General features: G+C 66.7%; 13 protein-coding genes. 7 read left to right on the top strand and 6 right to left on the bottom strand.

Features of this window, described 5'->3' with window-relative positions; translation table 11 throughout:
- Window positions 1–214: 214 nt before the first annotated feature.
- From AB1Z25_RS08550 to AB1Z25_RS08525, 6 genes are all read left to right on the top strand, one after another.
- A complete protein-coding gene (locus AB1Z25_RS08550) occupies window positions 215–1,645 on the top strand; it encodes an amidase family protein (protein WP_486637026.1) in 1,431 nt (476 codons plus the stop codon).
- Entirely contained in the window at window positions 1,635–3,143 is a 1,509-nt protein-coding gene (locus tag AB1Z25_RS08545; protein ID WP_486637025.1) for an aldehyde dehydrogenase, read from the top strand. Before AB1Z25_RS08550 ends, AB1Z25_RS08545 begins: the two co-directional genes overlap by 11 nt.
- Before the next feature lie 64 nt (window positions 3,144–3,207).
- Window positions 3,208–4,581: an aminotransferase class III-fold pyridoxal phosphate-dependent enzyme gene (locus AB1Z25_RS08540; protein WP_486637024.1), complete on the top strand. Its 1,374-nt coding sequence runs from the start codon at window positions 3,208–3,210 to the stop codon at window positions 4,579–4,581.
- Window positions 4,582–4,702: 121 nt separating this feature from the next.
- Window positions 4,703–6,085 carry an APC family permease gene (locus tag AB1Z25_RS08535; protein ID WP_486637023.1) on the top strand — a complete coding sequence of 461 codons (1,383 nt, stop codon included), beginning with the start codon at window positions 4,703–4,705 and terminating at the stop codon, window positions 6,083–6,085.
- Window positions 6,086–6,236: 151 nt separating this feature from the next.
- Complete coding sequence (locus tag AB1Z25_RS08530) at window positions 6,237–8,024, top strand: aminopeptidase P family protein (RefSeq protein ID WP_486637344.1); 1,788 nt, start codon at window positions 6,237–6,239, stop codon at window positions 8,022–8,024.
- Between the two features lie 41 nt (window positions 8,025–8,065).
- Window positions 8,066–8,998, top strand: coding sequence for a LysR family transcriptional regulator (locus AB1Z25_RS08525; protein ID WP_233246659.1), 933 nt, complete (start codon window positions 8,066–8,068; stop codon window positions 8,996–8,998).
- Between the two features lie 207 nt (window positions 8,999–9,205).
- On the opposite strand, the gene AB1Z25_RS08520 is transcribed toward AB1Z25_RS08525, so the two are convergent.
- The 6 genes from AB1Z25_RS08520 to AB1Z25_RS08495 form a co-directional block, all read right to left on the bottom strand.
- Window positions 9,206–10,177, bottom strand: a complete 972-nt coding sequence (locus AB1Z25_RS08520) for a polysaccharide deacetylase family protein (RefSeq protein WP_253314931.1) — start codon at window positions 10,175–10,177, stop codon at window positions 9,206–9,208.
- 30 nt (window positions 10,178–10,207) lie between these two features.
- A complete protein-coding gene (locus tag AB1Z25_RS08515; protein WP_486637022.1) occupies window positions 10,208–10,915 on the bottom strand; it encodes an SDR family oxidoreductase in 708 nt (235 codons plus the stop codon).
- A complete protein-coding gene (locus AB1Z25_RS08510) occupies window positions 10,912–11,436 on the bottom strand; it encodes an ester cyclase (RefSeq protein ID WP_081544511.1) in 525 nt (174 codons plus the stop codon). Before AB1Z25_RS08510 ends, AB1Z25_RS08515 begins: the two co-directional genes overlap by 4 nt.
- Before the next feature lie 327 nt (window positions 11,437–11,763).
- Entirely contained in the window at window positions 11,764–13,206 is a 1,443-nt protein-coding gene (gene tldD / locus AB1Z25_RS08505; RefSeq protein WP_107798766.1) for a metalloprotease TldD, read from the bottom strand.
- Between the two features lie 14 nt (window positions 13,207–13,220).
- A complete protein-coding gene (locus AB1Z25_RS08500) occupies window positions 13,221–14,030 on the bottom strand; it encodes a carbon-nitrogen hydrolase family protein (protein ID WP_107798765.1) in 810 nt (269 codons plus the stop codon).
- Window positions 14,027–17,899 carry a YhdP family protein gene (locus tag AB1Z25_RS08495; RefSeq protein WP_486637021.1) on the bottom strand — a complete coding sequence of 1,291 codons (3,873 nt, stop codon included), beginning with the start codon at window positions 17,897–17,899 and terminating at the stop codon, window positions 14,027–14,029. Before AB1Z25_RS08495 ends, AB1Z25_RS08500 begins: the two co-directional genes overlap by 4 nt.
- Window positions 17,900–17,956: 57 nt before the next feature.
- Between AB1Z25_RS08495 and glnE the strand changes: the two genes are divergently transcribed.
- A complete protein-coding gene (gene glnE, locus AB1Z25_RS08490; RefSeq protein ID WP_486637020.1) occupies window positions 17,957–20,647 on the top strand; it encodes a bifunctional [glutamate--ammonia ligase]-adenylyl-L-tyrosine phosphorylase/[glutamate--ammonia-ligase] adenylyltransferase in 2,691 nt (896 codons plus the stop codon).
- The last annotated feature ends 65 nt before the right edge of the window (window positions 20,648–20,712 follow it).

The raw sequence follows: 20,712 nt of genomic DNA, 5'->3' as shown, positions 1-20,712 counted from the left end.
TGCACCGTATGACCATTCCGCTTCTTCAGCCGCAACGCTTTGTCTCGCTCTCGCTCGCAAGACTTTGAACAGGCTCTTACACATAAAAACAGCGCAACTTGCCGCGAAAAATGCGTTTTTCCGCGCCGCCCCGTTTGCTTACCATCATCGCCAGGCAACACCACCGCCCAGTCATGCCATTGCGGCCACGCCGCTCCTTACCTTGGAGCTGAGTATGTCATCTATTTCTACAAATCCGCTGGCGGACGCGTCCCCGCTCTGCCGGCTGAACGTGCAAACCATGACCGCCCGCTACGCCGCGGCAAGCCTTTCTCCGCTTGAAGTCGCGGACGCGGCGCTGGCCAGGGCCTCGGCGGTCCAAGACCGATACAACGCCTTCGCTTCCATCGACCGCGCCGGCGCGCTCGCCGCCGCCGCCGCGGCCGATGAGCGTTGGCGGCGGGGCCGTCCCTTGTCGCCCATCGATGGCGTGCCGGTCACGATCAAGGACATCGTCCAGGTGCAAGGCTGGAGCGTGCGCTATGGCAGCCACAGCAGCAGCGCGGCGGTTTGCGACAGCGACGCGCCGTCGGTGGCTCGCTTGCGCGCCGCCGGCGCCGTCTTGCTAGGCATGACGACAACGCCGGAATTCGGCTGGAAAGCCGTCACCGATAATCCGCTGCATGGGATTACGCGCAATCCTTGGCGGCCTGAGCTGACGCCGGGCGGCTCTTCCGGCGGCGCGGCCGTGGCGGCCGCCGCCGGCGCGGGCGTATTGCACCTGGGAACGGACGGCGGCGGCTCCATTCGCATCCCGGCGGCCTTCTGCGGCCTGGTCGGACACAAGCCGAGCTTTGGCCGGGTGCCCGCCTATCCCGGCAGCGCCTTCGGCACCCTGGCGCATCTTGGTCCGATCGCGCGCTGCGTCGGCGACGTCAGCGCCATGCTGGACGCGATGAGCGGCCGCGACCTGCGCGACTGGCATCAGCCCATCGGCAACCCGCCCGCCTTCCCGCCCTTGGCGCTCAGCCGGGCCAGGGTGGCGTACTGGTCCACCCCGGCCTGCGGCCAGCTGCGGCCGGAAGTGGCCGCGGTCATGGAACGGGCCTTGAGTCTGCTGCGCTCCTTGGGGGTGGAGATCCAGCCATTCGAGCTCCCCGATATCGATCTGCTCGATGTTTTCCAAAAGCACTGGTTCAGCGGCGCGGCCAACCGGCTGTCCAGGGTGGCGCCGGCCCTGCGCGGACAACTGGACCCGGGCTTTGTCGAGATAGCCGAACGCGGCCTGGCCCTGAGCGCGGCGGACTTGGTCGCGGCTCAGACCCGGCGCGCCGAGTTTGGCGCCTTCATGGACCAGACGATGAACCGGTTCGATCTGCTGCTGGCGCCGGCCACTCCCTTGGCGGCCTTCCCCATCGACTCGCGACAGCCGGCCGGCGATGGCGCGGCCTGGACGGAATGGGCGGGCTTCAGCTTCCCGCTCAATCTGAGCCAGCATCCCGCCTGCGTCGTCCCCTGCGGCCTGACTCCGGACGGCAGACCGCTTGGGCTGCAATTCATCGGCGCGCGCGGGGCGGACCGGCAATTGCTGTCGCTGGCCGGCCAGTTTGAAGCGCTGGGCGCCTTTCCCCATCTATTAGACTCAGGAGCCGACGATGAGCGCTGAACCCCTATCCGCCGCCGACTGGCGCGCCCTGGCCAAGGAGCCGCCCTTGGAACTGGGACTGTTCATTGACGGGGACTTTCGCCAGGCCCGTTCCGGCCGGCGCTTCGCCAGCGTCAATCCCAGCAATGACCAAATCCTGGCCGAGCTGCCCAGCGCCGATGGCCAGGATGTGGATCTCGCCGTCAATTCCGCGCGGCGCGCGTTTCAATCCGGCGCCTGGTCCAGACGGCCACCGCGGGAGCGTATGGCCGTGCTCAATCGACTCGCCGATTTGATCGAACAACATCAGCGCACCTTCGCCTTGCTGGACTGCCTGGACATGGGCAAGCCGATCAGCGAGATGCTGACGGTGGACCTGCCCCTGAGCGTGCAATGCCTGCGCTTTACCGCGGAATCCATCGACAAGGTGCAGGGCACGGTGGGCGCAACCGCCCACCACATCCATAGCTTTGTGCTGCGTCAGCCCTTGGGCGTGGTGGCCTGCGTGGTGCCCTGGAATTACCCCCTGCTGATGAGTTGCTGGAAGATCGCGCCCGCGCTGGCGGCCGGCAACTCGGTGGTGCTCAAGCCGGCGGAGGAATCTCCGCTCAGCGCTTTATGGCTGGCCAAGCTCTTCGTCGAGGCCGGCGGCCCGCCCGGGGTATTCAATGTGCTGACCGGCGATGGGCCTGGCTGCGGCCGGCCGCTGGCCTTGCATCGGGATGTCGACAAGATCGCCTTCACCGGTTCGGTGGAAGTGGGCAAGCTGATGCTGGGCTACGCGGGCCAGTCCAATATGAAGCAACTGTCCTTGGAGTGCGGCGGCAAGTCCCCCCATGTGATTCTGGCCGATGTCCAGGACCTGGAAGCCGCCGCGCGCTGGGCCGCCATGGGCGTATTCGGCAATCAAGGCCAGGTATGCTGCGCCGGCTCCCGCCTGTTGGTGGAGCAAAGCATTCTTCCCGATTTCCTCGACGCCTTCCTAAGCGCCGCGCGCAGCCATCACCTCCCGGGAGACCCGCTGGACCCGGCCACCAGCATGGGCCCGCTGGTGAGCCGCGGCCAGCAGCGGCGCGTGCTGGATTACATCGCGCTGGGCCGGCAAGCCGGCGCGCAATGCCTGTTGGGCGGCGACGCCCCGCGCCACCTGGAACACGGCGCCTACGTCAACCCCACGGTGTTCGCCGGCGTGGACAACGGCATGCGCATCGCGCGGGAAGAGATCTTTGGCCCGGTGGCCTGCGTGCTGCCGGTATCCGGCTTGGACCAGGCCATCGCCAATGACAGCCGCTTTGGCCTGGCGGCGGGCATCTGGACCCAAAACCTCAACCACGCGCATCGCTTCGCGCGCGAGGTCGAAGCCGGCATGGTCTACGTCAACAGCTATATGGACGGCGATATGCAGCTGCCGTTCGGCGGCTGGAAAGAGTCCGGCAATGGCCGCGACAAATGCTTTGACGCGTTGCTGGCCTACACCCAGACCAAGGGGGTGTGGATGACGCTGAACCAGGAGCGGTAGAACAGCAGAACGCCGGCCATCGAAACCAACCGGCGCCGCATCGTAAAACCGAGGAGAGAACATCATGAGCAGCACGGCCAATCGCCATCCCACCGGCCATCTCTTGTACCCCTTCGCCAATGCCAGCCATATTGCCGCGCATCCGCCGCTGCGGATCGATCGCGCTTCGGGTTGCCATGTCTTCGATCAAACCGGGAAACGCTATCTTGACGGGCAAGGCGGCTTGTGGAATGTGAACGTCGGGCACGACCATCCGGAAATCAAGGAGGCGATCACCCAACAATTGAACCAGCTGGGTTTTTATTCGATTTTTGGCGGCACCACCACGCAGCCGGCCCAGGCGCTGGCCGAACGCTTATGCCGGATGACGGAGCCGGAAGGCATGAGCGCCGCCTTTTTCTCCTCCGGCGGCTCGGAAGCCAATGAGGCGGCGTTTAAACTCGCCCGCCAGTACTGGCGGCAAAGCGGCGAGCCGGAGCGCCATAAAATCATCTCGCTGAAGCAGGCTTACCACGGCGTCACCCTGGGAGCCTTGTCGGCGAACGGCAGCACCGCTTATCGCCAGGCTTACGAGCCCTTGCTGGCGGGCTTCAGCCAAGTGGACACCCCCCATCTATACCGCAACCCCTACACCGACGATTCAGACACCCTAGGCCGCTTATGCGCGCAATTGCTGGAGCGGGAAATCCTGCATCAGGGCCCCGGCAGCGTGGCGGCCTTCATTGCCGAACCGGTGCAAGGCGCCGGCGGCGTCATCGTCCCGCCCGCCAATTACTGGCCCTTGGTGCGCGAGGTGTGCGACCGCCATCGCGTGCTCCTGATCGCGGACGAAGTGGTCACCGGTTTCGGCCGCATTGGCAAGCTGTTCGGCAGCCGGCATTGGGGAGTGAAACCGGACATCATGGTATTCGCCAAAGGGATTAACAGCGGCTACATCCCGCTGGGCGCGACTTTGATCAACCAGCGGGTGGAGTCGGCGTTTCACTCCAGCGACGCCCGCCAATTCAGCCCAACCGCCTTCTATCACGGCAACACCTATGCCGGCCATCCGCAGGCCTGCGCGGCGGCGCTGGCCAATCTGGAAATCATCGAAAGGGACAAGCTGACGGCAAACGCGGCCAAGGTGGGCGGTCATTTATTGCAGCGCCTGACAAGGATAAAGAGCACGCATCCCCATATGGGCGATGTCCGCGGCCTGGGCCTGATGATAGGCGTGGAGCTGGTGGCCGACCCCGCCGGCAAACAGCCTTTTGATCTGGATCTGGGCTTCGGCGCCTATATCTCCGACTACTGCCGTCAACACGGGGTGTTGATACGCAATCTGGCGGACACCTTCATCATTTCGCCGCCGTTGACGCTGAGCCTGGAGCAGGCCGATCTCATCGCGGACACTTTCGAGCAAGCCATCGAGGCCGCGGAGAAAGCCTTGCTACGGTAAGCGCCATGAATAGCAAGCGGCTTGAATCGACGACAATAGCCGGTCCCAAGAGACGGTTAACGACGCGCAGCGGACTTTGGACAGGCGCCAAAGCGCTGGCCGACAATAGAGGAGCATCATGATGCCAGGATCCCCCCCTTTCCCCATGACGGCGCCCGCGCAGCCCCTGCCCTACGCCGGATCGCTGCGCCGAGTCTTATCGCTGCCGGCGCTGACCTTGTTTGGCCTGGTCTATATGGTGCCCTTGACCGTATTCACCACCTATGGCGTGGTCACTCAAGTCACCGGCGGCCGCACCGCTTTGGCTTATCTGCTCACCTTGCTGTCCATTTTTTTCACCGCGCTGTCTTACAGCCGCATGGTCGGCCGTTACCCGGTTGCAGGCTCGGCCTATTCTTACGCCCGTAAAAGCTTTGGTCCGATGGCGGGCTTTCTGGCCGGCTGGTCTTTATTGCTCGATTACCTGTTTTTACCGATGATCAATTATCTGGTGATCGGCATCTACCTGCATCAAAGCTTTCCTCAAGTGCCGGCCTGGGGCTTTATCGTGACCATGATCGCGCTGGTCACGGTGTTTAATGTGCTGGGTATTCAATCGGTGTCGCGTTTCGGCAATGTGCTGGTGGCCGCGCAGCTCGTCTTTGTTCTGGTGTTTGTCGCGCTGGCCGCCCGGCAGATCATGACTCAGAGCAGAGTGGATCTGCTGGCCCCGTGGCAGGGGGACGGCAGCGCCATCGGCATGGCTCCGGTGCTGGCCGGCGCGGCCATTCTGTGTTTGTCCTTTCTGGGCTTTGACGCGGTGTCCACTTTGGCGGAAGAGGCGCGGGAACCGCACCGCGACATCCCGCGGGCCATCATCATCACGACGATAGCAGCGGGACTGCTGTTCATCCTGCTGGCGGCCATCAGCCAGCTGGCTTTCCCCGGCAGCCGGTTCCAGCATGCGGACTCCGCCGCCAATGAGGTGATGCAGCGCATCGCCGGCCCCTATTTCGTCAGTTTTTTCACCGCCAGCTATGTGGCCGGGGCTTTTGGATCGGCGCTGGCCTCCCAAGCCTCGGTCTCGCGCATTCTGTACAGCATGGGCAGGGATCGTGTCTTGCCGCACCGGGTCTTCGCCAGTCTGTCGCAACGCTTCAACACCCCGATCTGGTCGATACTGGTGGTATCCCTTTGTTCCCTGCTGGCGCTGGTGATGGATTTGGCCACCCTGGCCTCCCTGATCAGTTTCGGCGCGCTGGTGGCGTTCTCGGTGGTGAATCTGGCGGTGATCAAAACCTATCTGCTGGACGGCAAGCCGCATCCGTTCAGCGCCTGGCTGCGTTATGGCTTGCCGGCGGCGATTGGATTTGCCCTGACGCTATGGCTATGGACCAGCCTATCGGCGCTCACCCTGCAAATCGGCCTGGCCTGGCTCGCCGCGGGCATCGCGTATTTGCTGTGCCTGACGCGCGGCCTGCGCAAAGCCGTGCCCACGGTTCAATTCGACGACAGCGGGTCTTGAACGGGGGCGGGCGTCCCGCGCCCGCGCCTCCACCCAAAATGACATGGCAATCATCAGCTATGCTCATACTCTTGCGCCCCGGTTTCATTAGCCACAGAATGCATGGCATACATCCCCCGGAGCCGGCATGAACACCCTCGCAACCCCGCAATTGGACACCATTCCGCAACGCATCGCCTCCTTGCGCGCCGCCATGAAGAACGCCGGCGTCGACGCCTGTCTGGTGCCCTCCTCGGACCCGCATCTGTCGGAATACCTGCCGGCGCGCTGGCAGGCCCGCCAATGGCTGTCCGGCTTCACCGGTTCCATGGGCACGCTGATCGTCACCCGCGACTTCGCCGGCGTCTGGGCCGACAGCCGTTACTGGGTGCAAGCGGAAGCCGAATTGGCCGGCAGCGGCATCCAGCTGGTCAAGATCGTCAGCGCCGCCAGCGCCGACCACCTCGGCTGGATCGCCAAGACCCTGAGCGCCGGCCAGACCCTGGCGGTGGACGGCGACTCGCTGGGCCTGGCCGCGGCCAAGGCGCTGCAGGCCGCGCTGGAGCAGGCCGGCGCCCGGCTGCGCACCGATCTGGACCTGATAGACGCCATCGACCCGCAGCGCCCGCCGCTGCCGGACGCGCCGGTCTATCAACATGAATCGGCCTTCGCGCCGCAAAGCCGCGCCGGCAAGCTGGCGCGCTTGCGCGCCGCCATGGACGAGGCCGGCGCCGACTGGCACTTCCTGTCCACGCTGGACGACATCGCCTGGAGCTTCAATCTGCGCGGCAGCGACGTCAACTACAATCCGGTCTTCATCAGCCACGCGCTGCTGAGCCGTCAGCAGGCCACCCTCTTCGTCGGTGAAGGCAAGGTTTCCGCCGAGCTGCGCGCCCAACTGGCGGCCGACGGCGTCGAAGTGCGGCCTTACGCCCAGGCCAAGCCGGCGCTCGCCGCCTTGCCGGCCGGCGCCAGCCTGCTGCTGGACCCGCGCCGCGTGACCCTGGGCCTGCGCCAGGCGGTCAATCCGGCCGCCCGCGTGATCGAGGCGATCAATCCCAGCACCCTGTTCAAGTCCTGCAAGACGGAGGAGGAAGCCGCCCACATCCGCCGCGCGATGGAACAGGACGGCGCGGCGCTGTGCGAGTTCTTCGCCTGGTTCGAAGGCGAGGTCAACCGCAGCCGCGTCACCGAGCTGACCATAGACGAGGAAATCACCGCCGCGCGCGCGCGCCGGCCCGGCTTCGTGTCGCCCAGCTTCGGCACCATCGCCGGCTTCAACGCCAACGGCGCGCTGCCGCACTACCATGCCACCGCCGCCGCCCACAGCGAGATCAAGGGCGACGGCCTGCTGCTGATAGACTCCGGCGGCCAATACCTGGGCGGCACCACCGACATCACCCGCGTGGTGGCGGTCGGCGCGCCGTCCGCCGAGCAGAAACGCGACTTCACCCTGGTGCTGAAAGGCACCATCGGCCTGTCCATGGCCCATTTCCCGCGCGGCACCCTGTCGCCGATGCTGGACGCGCTGGCGCGCGCGCCGCTGTGGCAGCAGGACATCGACTTCGGCCACGGCACCGGCCACGGCGTCGGCTATTTCCTCAATGTGCACGAAGGCCCGCAAAGCATTTCCCGCGCGGTGCCGGACGCCAATATGGCGATGCAGGAAGGCATGGTCACCTCGATCGAGCCCGGCGTCTACCGCCCGGGCCGCTGGGGCGTGCGCATCGAGAACCTGGTGCTGAACGTGGCCTCGTCGCAGAACGAATTCGGCGACTTCCTGCGCTTCGAAACCCTGACCCTGTGCCCCATCGACACCCGCTGCCTGGACTTCAACCTGTTGTCCCGCGCCGAGGTGGACTGGCTGAACCAGTACCACGAGGAAGTGCGCGCGCGCTTGCTGCCGCTGGTGGACGGCGCGGCGCGCGAATGGCTGCTGGCCAATACCGAAACCATTTAAACCCCTCCCCGCCCGGGCGCTGCCGTGCCCGGGCCACGCTCATGCTCGATCGACTCAACGACCTACGCCTCTTCCTCGACGCCGCCCAACTGGGCAGCTTCTCCGCCGCCGGCCGCAAGCAAGGCCTGTCCCCCGCCGCCGCCAGCGCCTGCATCCAGCGGCTGGAAGCGGCGCTGGACAGCAGGCTGTTCCAGCGCACCACCCGCCAGCTGCGGCTGACCGAGGCCGGCGAAGTGTTCCGCGACCACTGCCAGCGCGCGCTGGACACCCTGCAGCAAGGCCAGGACCGGCTGCAGCGCGAGCAGCGCGAACTCAGCGGCCTGATCCGGCTGTCGGCGCCGTCGGATCTGGGCCGCCACGCCTTACTGGACTGCCTGGATGAATTCCGTCGCCTGCACCCTGCAGTGCATTTCGCCTTGCAGCTGGACGACACCCCGGCCGATTTGATCGGCGAGGACATCGACATCGCCATCCGCTACGGCCAGCCGGCGGACAGCGGCCTGATCGCGCGCGAACTGGCCGCCAGCCGCCGCGTGGTTTGCGCCGCGCCGGCGCTGCTGGCGCGCACCGGCATGCCCAGCCATCCGCGGCAGCTGGCCGAGCTGCCGACGCTGACCCTGGTCACCGGCGACGGCCCGATGCACGAATGGCCTTACCGCGAGCACGGCCAGCGCCGCGCGCTGCGGCTGGAGCGCGCGCAGCAGAGCAACGACGGCGAGGTGATCCGCCGCTGGGCGCTGCAAGGCCAGGGCTTCGCCTACAAATCGCTGCTGGACATCGCCGACGATCTGCGCCAGGGCCGCCTGCTCACGGTGCTGGACGAATACTTCACCGACAGCGCGCCGCTGCACCTGCTCTACCCCGGCCAGCGCGGCCAGCCGCTGCGCATTCGTCGGCTGATCGATTTCCTGCGCGAGCGGTTGTCGACGCTGCCGGCCACCGCCCTGCTGCCGGAGGCCGGCGCCCAATTGTAAGAACCTGTTTACGATCTGCTGCGCGTCGGCGATACGGCGTTGAAAACGGTTTCAGAATGCTCATGTACAACATGTACATTCCGCTTCTTCAGCCGTTTTCGCCTTGTCTCGCCTTAGCTCGCGAGATCGTAAACAGGCTCTAAGAAAACCGCGGCGCGGCCAATGGCCGTCCCGCGGTTGTGGAACGCGACTCAAGACCCAAGGCTCTCAGTCCGCCGGCACCTTGTCCGCCTGCAAGGCGTAGCGCGCGATCTCGTCCTTGCGCATGAAGGCGACGCCGGCATGGCTTTGCGCATAGCGGATGAACTGCTCCAGCGCCTTGACCCGCGCCGGCGAGCCGGAAATGCGGTCGTGGGTGCTGATCGACATCATCCGCCGCCGCGAACCCGCCTCGGCGTAGAGCACGTCGAATTCAGCCTTCAGATCCGACAGATAAGCCTCATTGCTCAGCGCCGGCGAATCGAAACGCACGATGTCGTTGTTGCGCAAGGTATAAGGCACCACCACGAACGGCTTGCCCTTGACCGCCACCGTGAACGGCTCGTCGCGGCTGACGTTGTCGATGTGATAGAGAAAGCCCAGTTGCTGCAGAATGCTCAGGGTATTGGGCGTGCCGCGCAGCCAGAAGGCGTTGAAGCCCACCGGCCGCGTGCCGGTGGCGCGCTCGATGCTGGCGATATTGGCGCTGTAGGCCGCCAGTTCCTGCTCCGGCGTCATCGGGTATTGCGGCTCCCAGGTTTGGCCGTGCGCCGCCGCCTCGTGGCCGCGCGCCACGATCTCGCGCGCCAGCCGCGGGCTGCGGTCCACCGCCTGCCCCACCATGTGCGAAGTCACCTTGACCCCGGTGCGGTCCCACAAGTCCAGCAGCCGCGGAATGCCCTCCTTCACGCCGTAGTCGTACCAGCTTTGCATCGGCAGATCCGCGTACTTGGGGTCCAGTGGCGGAAACGGCCCGCTGGCGCCGCGCTCCGGCTGCGCGCCGGCCTCGAACTGCATGGAAATCGAAATCGCCAGGCGGGCGCCGTTCGGCCAGAAGGCGCCGCCGCTTGTTGAAATTGCCGTCATTTTGCTTGCTCCTGTCGCCGCCAGCGCCGCGCCGTGCGCCAGCATCAGCGCGGTGCCGCCCGCGGCCGCGCCGGCCAGGAACTGGCGACGATTAATGGGTAGGGTATCGGACATCTCGAGTCCTCTTGTTCGCTTCGGCGCGGCCTACAACAAGGCCCCGCCCTCCACATCCAGCACCGCGCCGCTGATGAAGCCGTTGGCCATCGCCAGCAGATAGGCTTGCGCCAATTCCCGCGGCTGGCCGACGCGGCCGACGGGCAGGCCCTGGCCGATGCGCGCCAGCGTCGCCTGGCGCGCGGCCGAGCCGGCCTCGCCCCATAGCTCGGTGTCCACCACGCCGGGGCTGACCACGTTGACGCGGCGCGGCGCCAGTTCCTTGGCCAGATTCTTGGCCGCCGCCTCCAGCGCGGCGTTGACCGTGCTTTTCAGCAGGCCGCCGCTGGAGTACTTGCGCGCCAGCAGGCCGGAGGTGAAGGTCACCGACGCCCGCTCCGTCAGATAGGGCAAGGCCTCGCGCACCGCCAGCAGGCTGCCGAACAGCTTGACGTCGAAAGTCTGCCGCAAGGCCTCCTCGCTCAACTCGGCCAAGGCCGGCGCGCCGACCCGGGCGCCGGCGGTCAGCACCAGATGATCGATGCGGCCGATGTCGGCGAAGGCCCGGGCCAATGCCCGGCTGTCCGTCATGTCCGTCTGGATGCCTTCGCGATCCGCCTCGGATTGGGCGCTGCGTCCCAGCACATAGACCCGCGCGCCGGCCGCCGCGGCCGCGTCCGCCACCGCCCGGCCGATGCCGGAGCCGCCGCCCAGCACCGCCACGGTCTGGCCGTGGAAAGAAAAATCCCCCGCGCTCATGGCTTCACCACGCCCAGTTGCTGCATCAGGGTCAGATTGTCTTCCAGATGCCAGTTCTCGGCGATGCGGCCGTTCTTGACGCGGTACAGGTCGAAGGCCTGGAACTCCACCGGCTGGCCCTGGCCTTGCACGTCGCCGAAGCGGCCGCTGAAATGGCCCTGGAAATGCAGGCGCAGCGCGACGCGGTCGCCGGCCAGCACCATGTCGGTGACGTCCACCTTCAAATCCGGCACCGCGGCGCGGAACTGGCGCGAGGCCTGCAAGGGCCCGGCCACGCCCTGCTGGCGGCCGGCGGGCAGGGTGCGGTCGATGAAGTCGGGGTCCAAGGCCAGTTCGGCGTAGCGCGGATCGCCGCTGTTCCAGAACGCCGCGTAGCGCAGCGCGGCCAGCTTCACCGCCGCCGTGCTGCCGGCCGGACGGTCCGCCCACACCCGCGCCGGTTGCGGCAGGTTTTCCGCCGCGCCGGCGAAGGCCGCGGTCAAGGCCAGGCCGAAGCCCAGCGCCAAGGTCAAAGCTTTCATCATCGTCTCCCGATTGCGGCGTCGCCAACACGGCGACACCGGACCAGCGCATTGTGTCGCCGCCGAAGGGATTTGATAATTGGCTTTAAATTTGGATGATCTGCTTGTTCAATTTGAAAATAGGCGTAAAAAAAGCGAAGCGTCAGCGCTTCGCCTTTCTCAAAGAACCTGTTTACACAGGTTCTTTGAGCCTGTTCAAAGTCTCGCGAGCAAAAGCGAGACAAGGCGAAAACGAGTGAAAAAGCGGAATGTACACGTGGTACATGAGCATTTTGAGCTCGTTTTCAACGCCGTATCGCCGCAGCGCAGCAGACTTTGAACAGGTTCTTAGCCGCCGGTGCCGCCCACGGTCAGCCCTCCGTCTATGCGCAGCGTAGGCTGGCCCACGCCCACCGGCACGCTCTGGCCCTCCTTGCCGCAGACGCCGACGCCCTGATCCAGCTGCAAATCATTGCCTATCATGCTGACGTAGTTGAGCACGTCCGGCCCGTTGCCTATCAGGGTGGCGCCCTTGACCGGATAGCTGAGCTTGCCGTTTTCGATGCGCCAGGCTTCCGACGCGGAGAATACGAACTTGCCGCTGGTGATGTCCACCTGGCCGCCGCCGAAATTGACCGCGTACAGGCCGTCCTTGACCGAGGCGATGATTTCCTGCGGATCGTGCTGGCCGGCCAGCATATAGGTATTGGTCATCCGCGGCATCGGGATGTGGGCGTAGGACTCGCGGCGGCCGTTGCCGGTGGCGCCCACCTGCATCAGGCGCGAATTCATCGCGTCCTGCATATAGCCCTTGAGCACGCCGTCCTCGATCAGCACGGTGCGCTGAGTGGGATTGCCCTCGTCGTCTATCGCCAGCGAGCCGCGGCGCTCTTCCATCACCCCGTCGTCCACCACCGTGACGCCCGGCGCCGCCACCCGCTGGCCGATCTTGCCGGAAAAGGCCGAAGTGCCCTTGCGGTTGAAATCGCCTTCCAGGCCATGGCCTATCGCCTCGTGCAAGAGCACGCCGGGCCAGCCCGGCCCCAGCACCACGGTCATCTGGCCGGCCGGCGCCGGCCGCGAATCTAGATTGGTCAGCGCCTGATGCACCGCCTGGCGCGCGTAGCGCTCCAGCACCTCGTCGTCGAAGTAGGCCAGGTCGAAGCGGCCGCCGCCGCCGCTGGAGCCCTGCTCGCGGCGGCCGTTCTGCTCGGCGATCACCATCACCGACAGCCGCACCAGCGGCCGCACGTCGGCGGCGCGCACGCCGTCGTGGCGCGCCACGTAGACCACGTCGTATTCGCTGGCCATGCCGGCCATCACCTGGATCACCCGCGGGTCCTGCGCCCGCGCCATCCGCTCCACTTTTTCCAGCAAGGCCACCTTAGCCGCCGCCTCCAGGCTGTGGCAGGGGTCCAGCGCCGGGTACAGCGGCTTGGGCGCGCGCCGAGTCTGCGCGCCGGCGGAACCGTCCCCGCCCGCCTGGCCGATGGCGCGCACCGCGTCGGCGGAGCGGCTCAGCGCCTCCAGGCTGATGGCGTCGGAATAGGCGAAGGCGGTCTTGTCGCCGGCCACCGCGCGCACGCCCACGCCTTGGTCAATGCTGAAGCTGCCGGACTTGACGATGCCCTCTTCCAGGCTCCAGGCCTCGCTGCGGGTGTATTGAAAATAGAGATCGGCGTAGTCGATGGCGTGGTGGCGCATGCGCGCCAGCGTGGCTTCCAAAGCCGCCTCGTCCAGACCGTAAGGCTTGAGCAGCAGGCTGTCTGCCGCGGAGAAAGCATCTTGCATAGTGTCGGGTTCTTTCACGCGAGTACGCGGTGCGCCAGCGCCGGCAGGCGGGTGCGCACCGACTGGATCAATGTCGGGTCGATTTCGGCGAGGATCACGCCCTCGCCCTTGTCTATTTCGGCCAGCACGCGGCCCCAGGGATCGATGATCATCGAATGCCCGTGGGTCTTGCGGCCGTTGTCGTGTTCTCCGCCCTGCGCCGAGGCCAGCACATAGCTCTGGTTCTCGATAGCGCGCGCGCGCAGCAAGGGCTCCCAATGCGCCTCGCCGGTGGTGGCGGTGAAGGCCGCCGGCAAAATCATCAGATCATAGGGCGACAACTGGCGGAACAGTTCAGGGAAACGCAGATCGTAGCAGATGCCGAAGGCCATCTCGGCGAAGCCCAGATCCGCCTTGACCGGCTGTTCGCCCGGACGGATGGTGTTGGATTCGCAATAAGTCTCGCCCAGGCCGGAGAAGCCGAACAGATGGATTTTGTCGTAGCGGGCGCGCACCTCGCCGTCCGGGTCGAACAGCAAGGTGGTGTTCAACACCCGCTGCGGCTCCGGGCTGCGCAAGGGCACGGTGCCGGCCGCCAGCCACACGCCGTTCTCCTGCGCCATCCGCGCCAGCGCGCTCTGGATGGGGCCGTCGCCGTAGGCTTCGCACACGGCCACCTTATCGGTTTCCTGCCGCCCCATCAGGCAAAAATACTCGGGCAAGACCACCAGCCGCGCGCCCTTGCCGGCGGCTTCCGCCACCCAATGCGCGGCGCGCTGCAAATTGGCCGTCACGTCGGAGCCGGACACCATCTGCACCGCCGCCGCCAGGAATTTTTGCTTCATGGTTTCCCCCCTTTGTTCTGCTGTATCGGACCGATCGCCGTGCGCACCACCTTGGGGTCGCGCAAGGAGCCGCTCACTTCGTAATCCACCGACAGGATGCGGCCCACCGGATCGCGCAGCACTTTCTGCGCCGCCAGCGTGGCGATGCCCACCACCGGATTGAGCAGGGCCGCCCCCGCCGCCAGCGCCACGCTTTCCGCCAGCCGCGGCACCACGTGCACTTTCAAGGCCTGGCTTTCCTTGCCCAGGTCCAGTTCTCCGGAAATCGTCACGTCCGCGCCCGGCCCCTTCATCTCCACCTTGGGCGAAGTGAACAGGCCGTTGCGCGCCTGCGCTTCGCCCTTCAGGCTGTCGAAGGCGAAGCCGTCGCTGAACACGTCGGTGAAGTCCAAACGAATGCGGCGCGGCAGCGATTGCAGGCTGAGCGCGCCCAGGAGCTTGACCACGCCCGGGTCCACCTTGGCGAAGCGTCCGTCCTTGAAGTCTAGCGCCAATTCGCCGGATACCTTGGCCAAATCCAGATCGCCCAGGCCGCCGGGCCAATTCAAGCGGCCGTTGAGCGTGCCCTGGCCGTTGCGGAAAATCTCGCCCTGACCCAGCCGCGTCAGCAGCTTGCCGGCGTCGCCGACGAGCAATTCGAAGCGGGCGTCGACATTGCCGGCGCCGCGCGCGTCCGAACGCACCGTGGCCTTCAGCGTGCCGTCGTTGGTGGTCAGCCGCAAGGGCGCCATCTGCCAGACGCTGCCGTCGCGGCGCGCCTCCAGCTCCAGCCGGCCCACCGAGCGCCCCTGCAACACCAGCTCGCCGACGCGCACCTTCATCTCCGGCAACCTGCGGTTCAGCACCGAGGCTTCGCCGCCGGCCGCGGCCTTGGCCTCCGCCGCGCCCTCCTTCTTCTCCGCCGGCAGGCTCAAGGCCAGACGGCTGAGGTTGGCCTGCAGCAGACCGTTGCCTTCCGGCCGATAGCTGGCGTCGCCGCTCATCTCGTTGGAGCGCAGCTGTACGGTCCAGGCCTTGGACAACTCGCGGTTGCCCAAGCGGGCGTTGACCTTGTGCAGGCTCAGGCCCGGCAACACCAGTTCCGGCGTTTCCAGTTCCAGCTGCAAGGCCGGCAGGGCCGCAGGCTCTCCGCCGCCGCTGGACTGCGCGGCGCCGTCGGCCAGTTTCAGCCAATCGTCCAGCACCACCTTGGGCTGCGCCACCCGCACCGCCAGGCCGGACGCCGCCGGCTCGCCCGGCGCGCGGCCCACGCCCAGCGCGCCGGCCTGCAAATCGCCGTGTTCGTTCAAACGCAGGCGGCCGGCTATCATGCCGTCCAGACTGAAGTCCAGCCGCTGGGTCTGGACGCCGCGCATCTGCTGCGGCCGCAGCTGCAGTTGCAGCGGCAAGGCCGCGCCGGCGCTCTTGGCCAGCGGCGGCGGCAAATCGAAGGCGGTGCCCTGCAAGTCCGAACTCACCGCCAGGCTTTCCAAGCCCTGCTTGACGACGAACTGCGCGCGGTAGCCGGACTTGCCCGACACCTGCTCCGCCAGCGCCGGCAGATACTGCTTCAGCACTTGACGCGAATCGGCCTGGCCCGCCAGTTCGAAACGCATGCGCTTGTCTGCGCCGGTGTTGGCCTTCAACTGGAACGGACCGCCGAAGCCGACGAACTGCAGGCCCGGGCTGTCCACGCCGCGTTCGGTAAAGGTCAGCCGGCCGCGCGCCTTGCTCAGCGGCGGAATCGGCAGGGATTTGAAGCGCAGCGCGTTGTCGGCGAAGCGGATGTCGCCGCGCACCGTCACGCCCTGTTCGCCGGCCAGCGGTATCCCCAGTTTCAAGTCCAGGCTGGCGTCGCCGCCGGCCTCGATCTGGCCGGTGAAACCGTCCAGCCAGCCGTCCACCGGACTTTGCGTGGTGAAGGCCAGCATGCGCTGCAGACGGTCGGCCGCGCGGCCCTCCACCGTCAGCATGGGCACGTCGGCGCCCAGATTGTCTATCACCGCCTTGACGCCGCTCAGCGGCACGCCCACGGTGACGGCGCGGCGCGCGTTCACCTCCATCCGTTCGTTGCGGAACAGCAATTGAGCGTCGATGTCGTCGATGCGCGGCCAGCCGGACTGATAGCTGAGACGCGCGCGCTCCACCTCGGCCTCCACCAGAAACTCGCCGCCCTTGCCGCCGGCAAAGGGGAACTGCTCCAGATCGCCGCGCAGCTTCATCGTCGCCTGGCGCAGCTGCCCGCCCTGCAAGGCCTGGCGCAGCCAGCGCAAAGTGTGCTCGCCCACCTCGTGCGGCAGATACTCCGCCACCCTGGCCGCCGGCACTCCGGCGATGCTGGCGCGCAGATCGGCTACGCCGGCCCCGTCGCCCTGATGCCGATAACTGCCTTGCAGGCTGCCGGACAAATCGGCGTTGGAGAAGGCGGCCTGGCGGAAGTCCAAGACCACCGCCTGCCCTTCCCGCCGCCAGCCCACGTCGGCGGTCAGCTTGTCGAAATTCAGCGGCGCGACAAAAACCGATGGATAGCTGACCTGGGACTTGCCGGTGTCCAGCTGCAGACGGCCGCCTTTTTCGTCGAAGCTGATCGCGCCGCTGACGCCGGACACGCCGGGCAGCTCCCCGAACGGCTGCCAGGCCAGCTTTTCAAAACGGGATTTGAGTTTGAAGGCCTTGGGCGCTTCCAACGCGCCCTTCCAGCTGACGGTCAGGTCGCGCAGCGCGCCGCTGGGGGAAAAACGCGCGAACAGCGGGTTGCGGTCGGCGCCCAGCGCGTGGATGAAGGGGGTCAGGTGGCTGAGGTCCACATTGTCCAGCGTCAGTTGGCCGAAGCCTTGCTCGCCGTAACGCCACTCGCCGTCGATATTGGAATTGTCGAAAGCCAGGCCGCTGGCGCTGGCCAGGCTCAGCCGGCTGGCCTTGACCTTATAGCTGCCGCTGAGCTGGCGCGTCAGCTGCAACTCGCCCTGCAGCCGCGGCAGCACCAGTTCGTGGGAATCCGGCGGCGTGTAGGCGGCGTCGTGGACGTTGACGCTGGCTTTCAAGGCGTCGATGGCGCCGTCGGAGAAGGACATCTCCACCGTGCCGCTGCCCTCGCCGCTGCGCAGCATGCCCAGTTGTTGCAGATAACGCGTCCACGACCCCACCTTGGCGCCGTCCAGCGCCACCTTGAGCGAGCCCGACCACTGCTGCCAGGCGGCGATGTCGTCGCCGCGCCAGGACGCCGTCAGATCGAAGCCCTTGCCCAAGGACGCCGCCGGCTGGCCGGACAGCTTCAGGCCGTGGCCGAACAGGCCGGCGCTCAGCTTGAGCTGGCCCTGGCTCAGATCCAGCCGCGGCAGGCCCAGCAATTCGTCCTGCCAGCTCAGCCGCGCGTCGCTGATCTCCAGGCTGGGCTGGCGCAGCAGCCAATTGCCCAGGCCGCTGTCGGCGGAGCCGGAACTCAGATCGAAGCCGTTCAGATAGATCACGCCCTGGCGCGAGCGCAGCAGCTCCACCGTCGGGCCCTTGACCACCACGCTGGCCAGCCGCGGTTCCAGCGCCAGCAAGGAACGCCACGACGGCTCCAGCGACACCTGGCGCAAGGTCAGCGCCTTGCCGTCCTGCGGATTGGCGATGGTGACGCCGCCCAGCTCGAAACGCGGCCCCACGGTCAGCCATTCGCCGGACAAGGCCGCCACCTGCACCGGCCGCCCCAGCGACTGGCTCAGATAACGCTCCAGCGGCTGGCGAAACTGGTTCAGATTGGGCAGCACCCAGAAAGTGAACGCGCAAAAGGCCGCCAGCAGCAGCGTCAAGGCGGCGGCGGCGGCCATTCCCAACAGCGCACAGGTCCGTTTCAGGACCTTGATCACATGGATATGGGACAGAACGGAGAAGAGCTTTTCCAAATGCGGCAAACCGTTACAATGTGGCCATCAAGAATTGACATGCCGTAGAGGCCTATTATGCCAGCAAACACGGCCGCTGCCATTGCCCGCAGCCGCGAGTTCTCTCACTATCTGCAGCGTCTGCTGACCGCCCGCCCCGAAGAATTGGAGCGGCTGCAAGCCAGGCTAGGCCGGCCTTTCGACGCGGCGGAGATGGAAGCCTTCGCCGACTGGCGGGCGCTGAGCGACGCCGAAGGGCTGGCGCCGGCGCTGCGGCGGCTGCGCCAGGCGGTGGTGGCGCGGCTGATCTGCCGCGACCTCAACGGCCTGGCGGATCTGGACGAGGTGGTGTCCACCGTCAGCGCGCTGGCCGATTTCGCCGTCGAACGGGCGCTGGCCTGCGCCCGCGCCGGCCTCGCCCACTACGGCCAGCCGATAGGCGAGGACAGCGGCGAGGTCCAGCAATTGATCGTCATCGGCATGGGCAAGCTGGGCGGCGGCGAGCTCAACGTCAGTTCCGACATCGACCTGATCTTCGTCTACCCGGAAAGCGGCGACACCGACGGCGCCGCCCATGGCGGCCGCGCCATCAGCAACCACGAATACTTCACCCAGGTGGGCAAGAAGCTGATCGCCCTGCTCAACGACGTCACCGCCGACGGCCAGGTGTTCCGCGTCGACATGCGGCTGCGGCCCTACGGCGACTCCGGCCCGCTGGCGATGAGCTTCGCCGCCTTGGAAAACTATCTGCTGAGCCAGGGCCGGGAATGGGAGCGCTACGCCTGGATCAAGGCCAGGCCGCTCAGCGGCGACGCGGCGGCGCTGGCCGACACGGCGCGCCCCTTCGTCTACCGCAAATACCTGGACTACAGCGCCTACGGCGCGATGCGCGAACTTCACGCGCAGATCCGCCGCGAAGTGGCCCGCCGCGACATGGCCGACAACATCAAGCTGGGCCCCGGCGGCATCCGCGAAGTGGAATTCATCGCCCAGGTCTTCCAGCTGATACGCGGCGGCCGCGACCGCAGCCTGCAACTGCGCGGCACCCGCGAAACCTTGCGCCGGCTGGGCGAACTGCGGCTGCTGGAACCCGCCGCCGTCGCCGAGCTGCAGGAAGCCTACGCCTTCCTGCGCAATCTGGAACACCGGCTGCAATATCTGGACGATCAACAAACCCAGACCCTGCCCGCCGCCGCGGACAACCGCGCCCGCATCGCCGCCGCCATGGGCTGCACCGACTGGGAGCAGTTCATGAACCGGCTCAACCAGCAGCGCCGCAAAGTCACCCGCCACTTCGAGCAAGTGTTCATCCTGCCCACCGAGGGCGCCGCCGATCATCCGCTCACCGAACTCTGGAACGACATCGCCGAGGAATTGCCAGTGGAGAGGCTGCGCCAGCTGGGCTTCGCCGAGCCGGAACAAGTGGCGCGCCAGCTGCAAAGCCTGGCCCAGGGGCAGCGCTACCAGCAGATGCCGCTGAACGGCCGCAAGCAGTTCGATCAATTGATGCCGGCGCTGATCGAAGTCGCCTCCCGTTTCGACAACGCCGACGCCACGCTGACCCGCATCATCGCCTTGATGGAAGCGATCAGCCGCCGCGCCTCCTACCTGGCGCTGCTGACCGAATACCCGCAGACCCTGCAACGGCTGGCCTCGCTCTACTCGTCCAGCGCCTGGGTTTCCGGCTATCTGACCCGCCACCCGATACTGCTGGACGAGCTATTGGACGCGCGCGTGCTCTACGCCACGCCGGACTGGCCGCAGCTGGCGGAACAACTGGAACAGCAGCTGAGCCAGGCCGACGGCGACGTGGAAGCCAAGATGGACGCGCTGCGCCACTTCCAGCACGCGCAATCCTTCCGCCTGGTGGCGCAGGACCTGGCCGGCATGTGGACGGTGGAGGCGCTGTCCGATCAGCTGTCGCTGCTGGCCGACATCGTGCTGGCGGCCACCCTGCGCCACGCCTGGCTGGACATCCCCAGCCGCCACTGCGACACGCCGCGTTTCGCCATCATCGGCTACGGCAAGCTGGGCGGCAAAGAGCTGGGCTACGCCTCGGACCTGGACCTGATCTTCCTCTACGACGACGAGCACCCGGACGCCGCCGAACTCTATTCGCGGCTGGCGCGCAAGATGTCCACCTGGCTGACCAGCGCCACCGCCGCCGGCGTGCTCTACGACATCGACCTGCGGCTGCGCCCCAACGGCGCCAGCGGCCTGCTGGTCAGCTCGGTCAACGCCTTCCGCCAATACCAGGAGCAACAGGCCTGGGTCTGGGAACACCAGGCGCTGACCCGCGCCCGCTACGTGGCCGGCGACGCCGAAGTCGGCGTCCAGTTCGAACAGGAACGCCACGCCATCCTCACCCGTCGGCGCGAGCCGGCCGTGTTGCGAGACGAGGTGCTGGCGATGCGCCAGCGCATGCTGGACAGCCACCCCGCCCGCGACGAAGACCCCAAGAACGCGCGCGGCGGCATCATAGACATCGAATTCCTGGTCCAATACCTGATCCTGGCCCACGCCCACGCGCTGCCGGCGCTGACCGCCAACGCCGGCAATATCGCGCTGCTGGCCACCGCCGCCGAGGCCGGGCTGATCCCCGCCGCCAACGCCGAAGCCGCGCGCAACGCCTATCGCCACTACCGCCGGCTGCAACACGCCGCCCGGCTCAACGAAAAGCAGACCGTGACGCCGGACGCAGCCTTGCTGGAAGACTACGGCCTCTGCCGATCCTTGTGGCGGCAAGTATTCGAGCAAGCGCTCAAATAACGGTTCACAGCGTCATGAGGGCGAGATAAACTCATTGGATAAGAACCTAGTTCAAAGTCTGCTGC

The sequence above is a fragment of the Chromobacterium sp. HL1 genome, from assembly GCF_057418835.1.
Note: the sequence above shows the minus strand (reverse complement) of the source record. Positions and strands in the feature narration are given on the sequence as shown.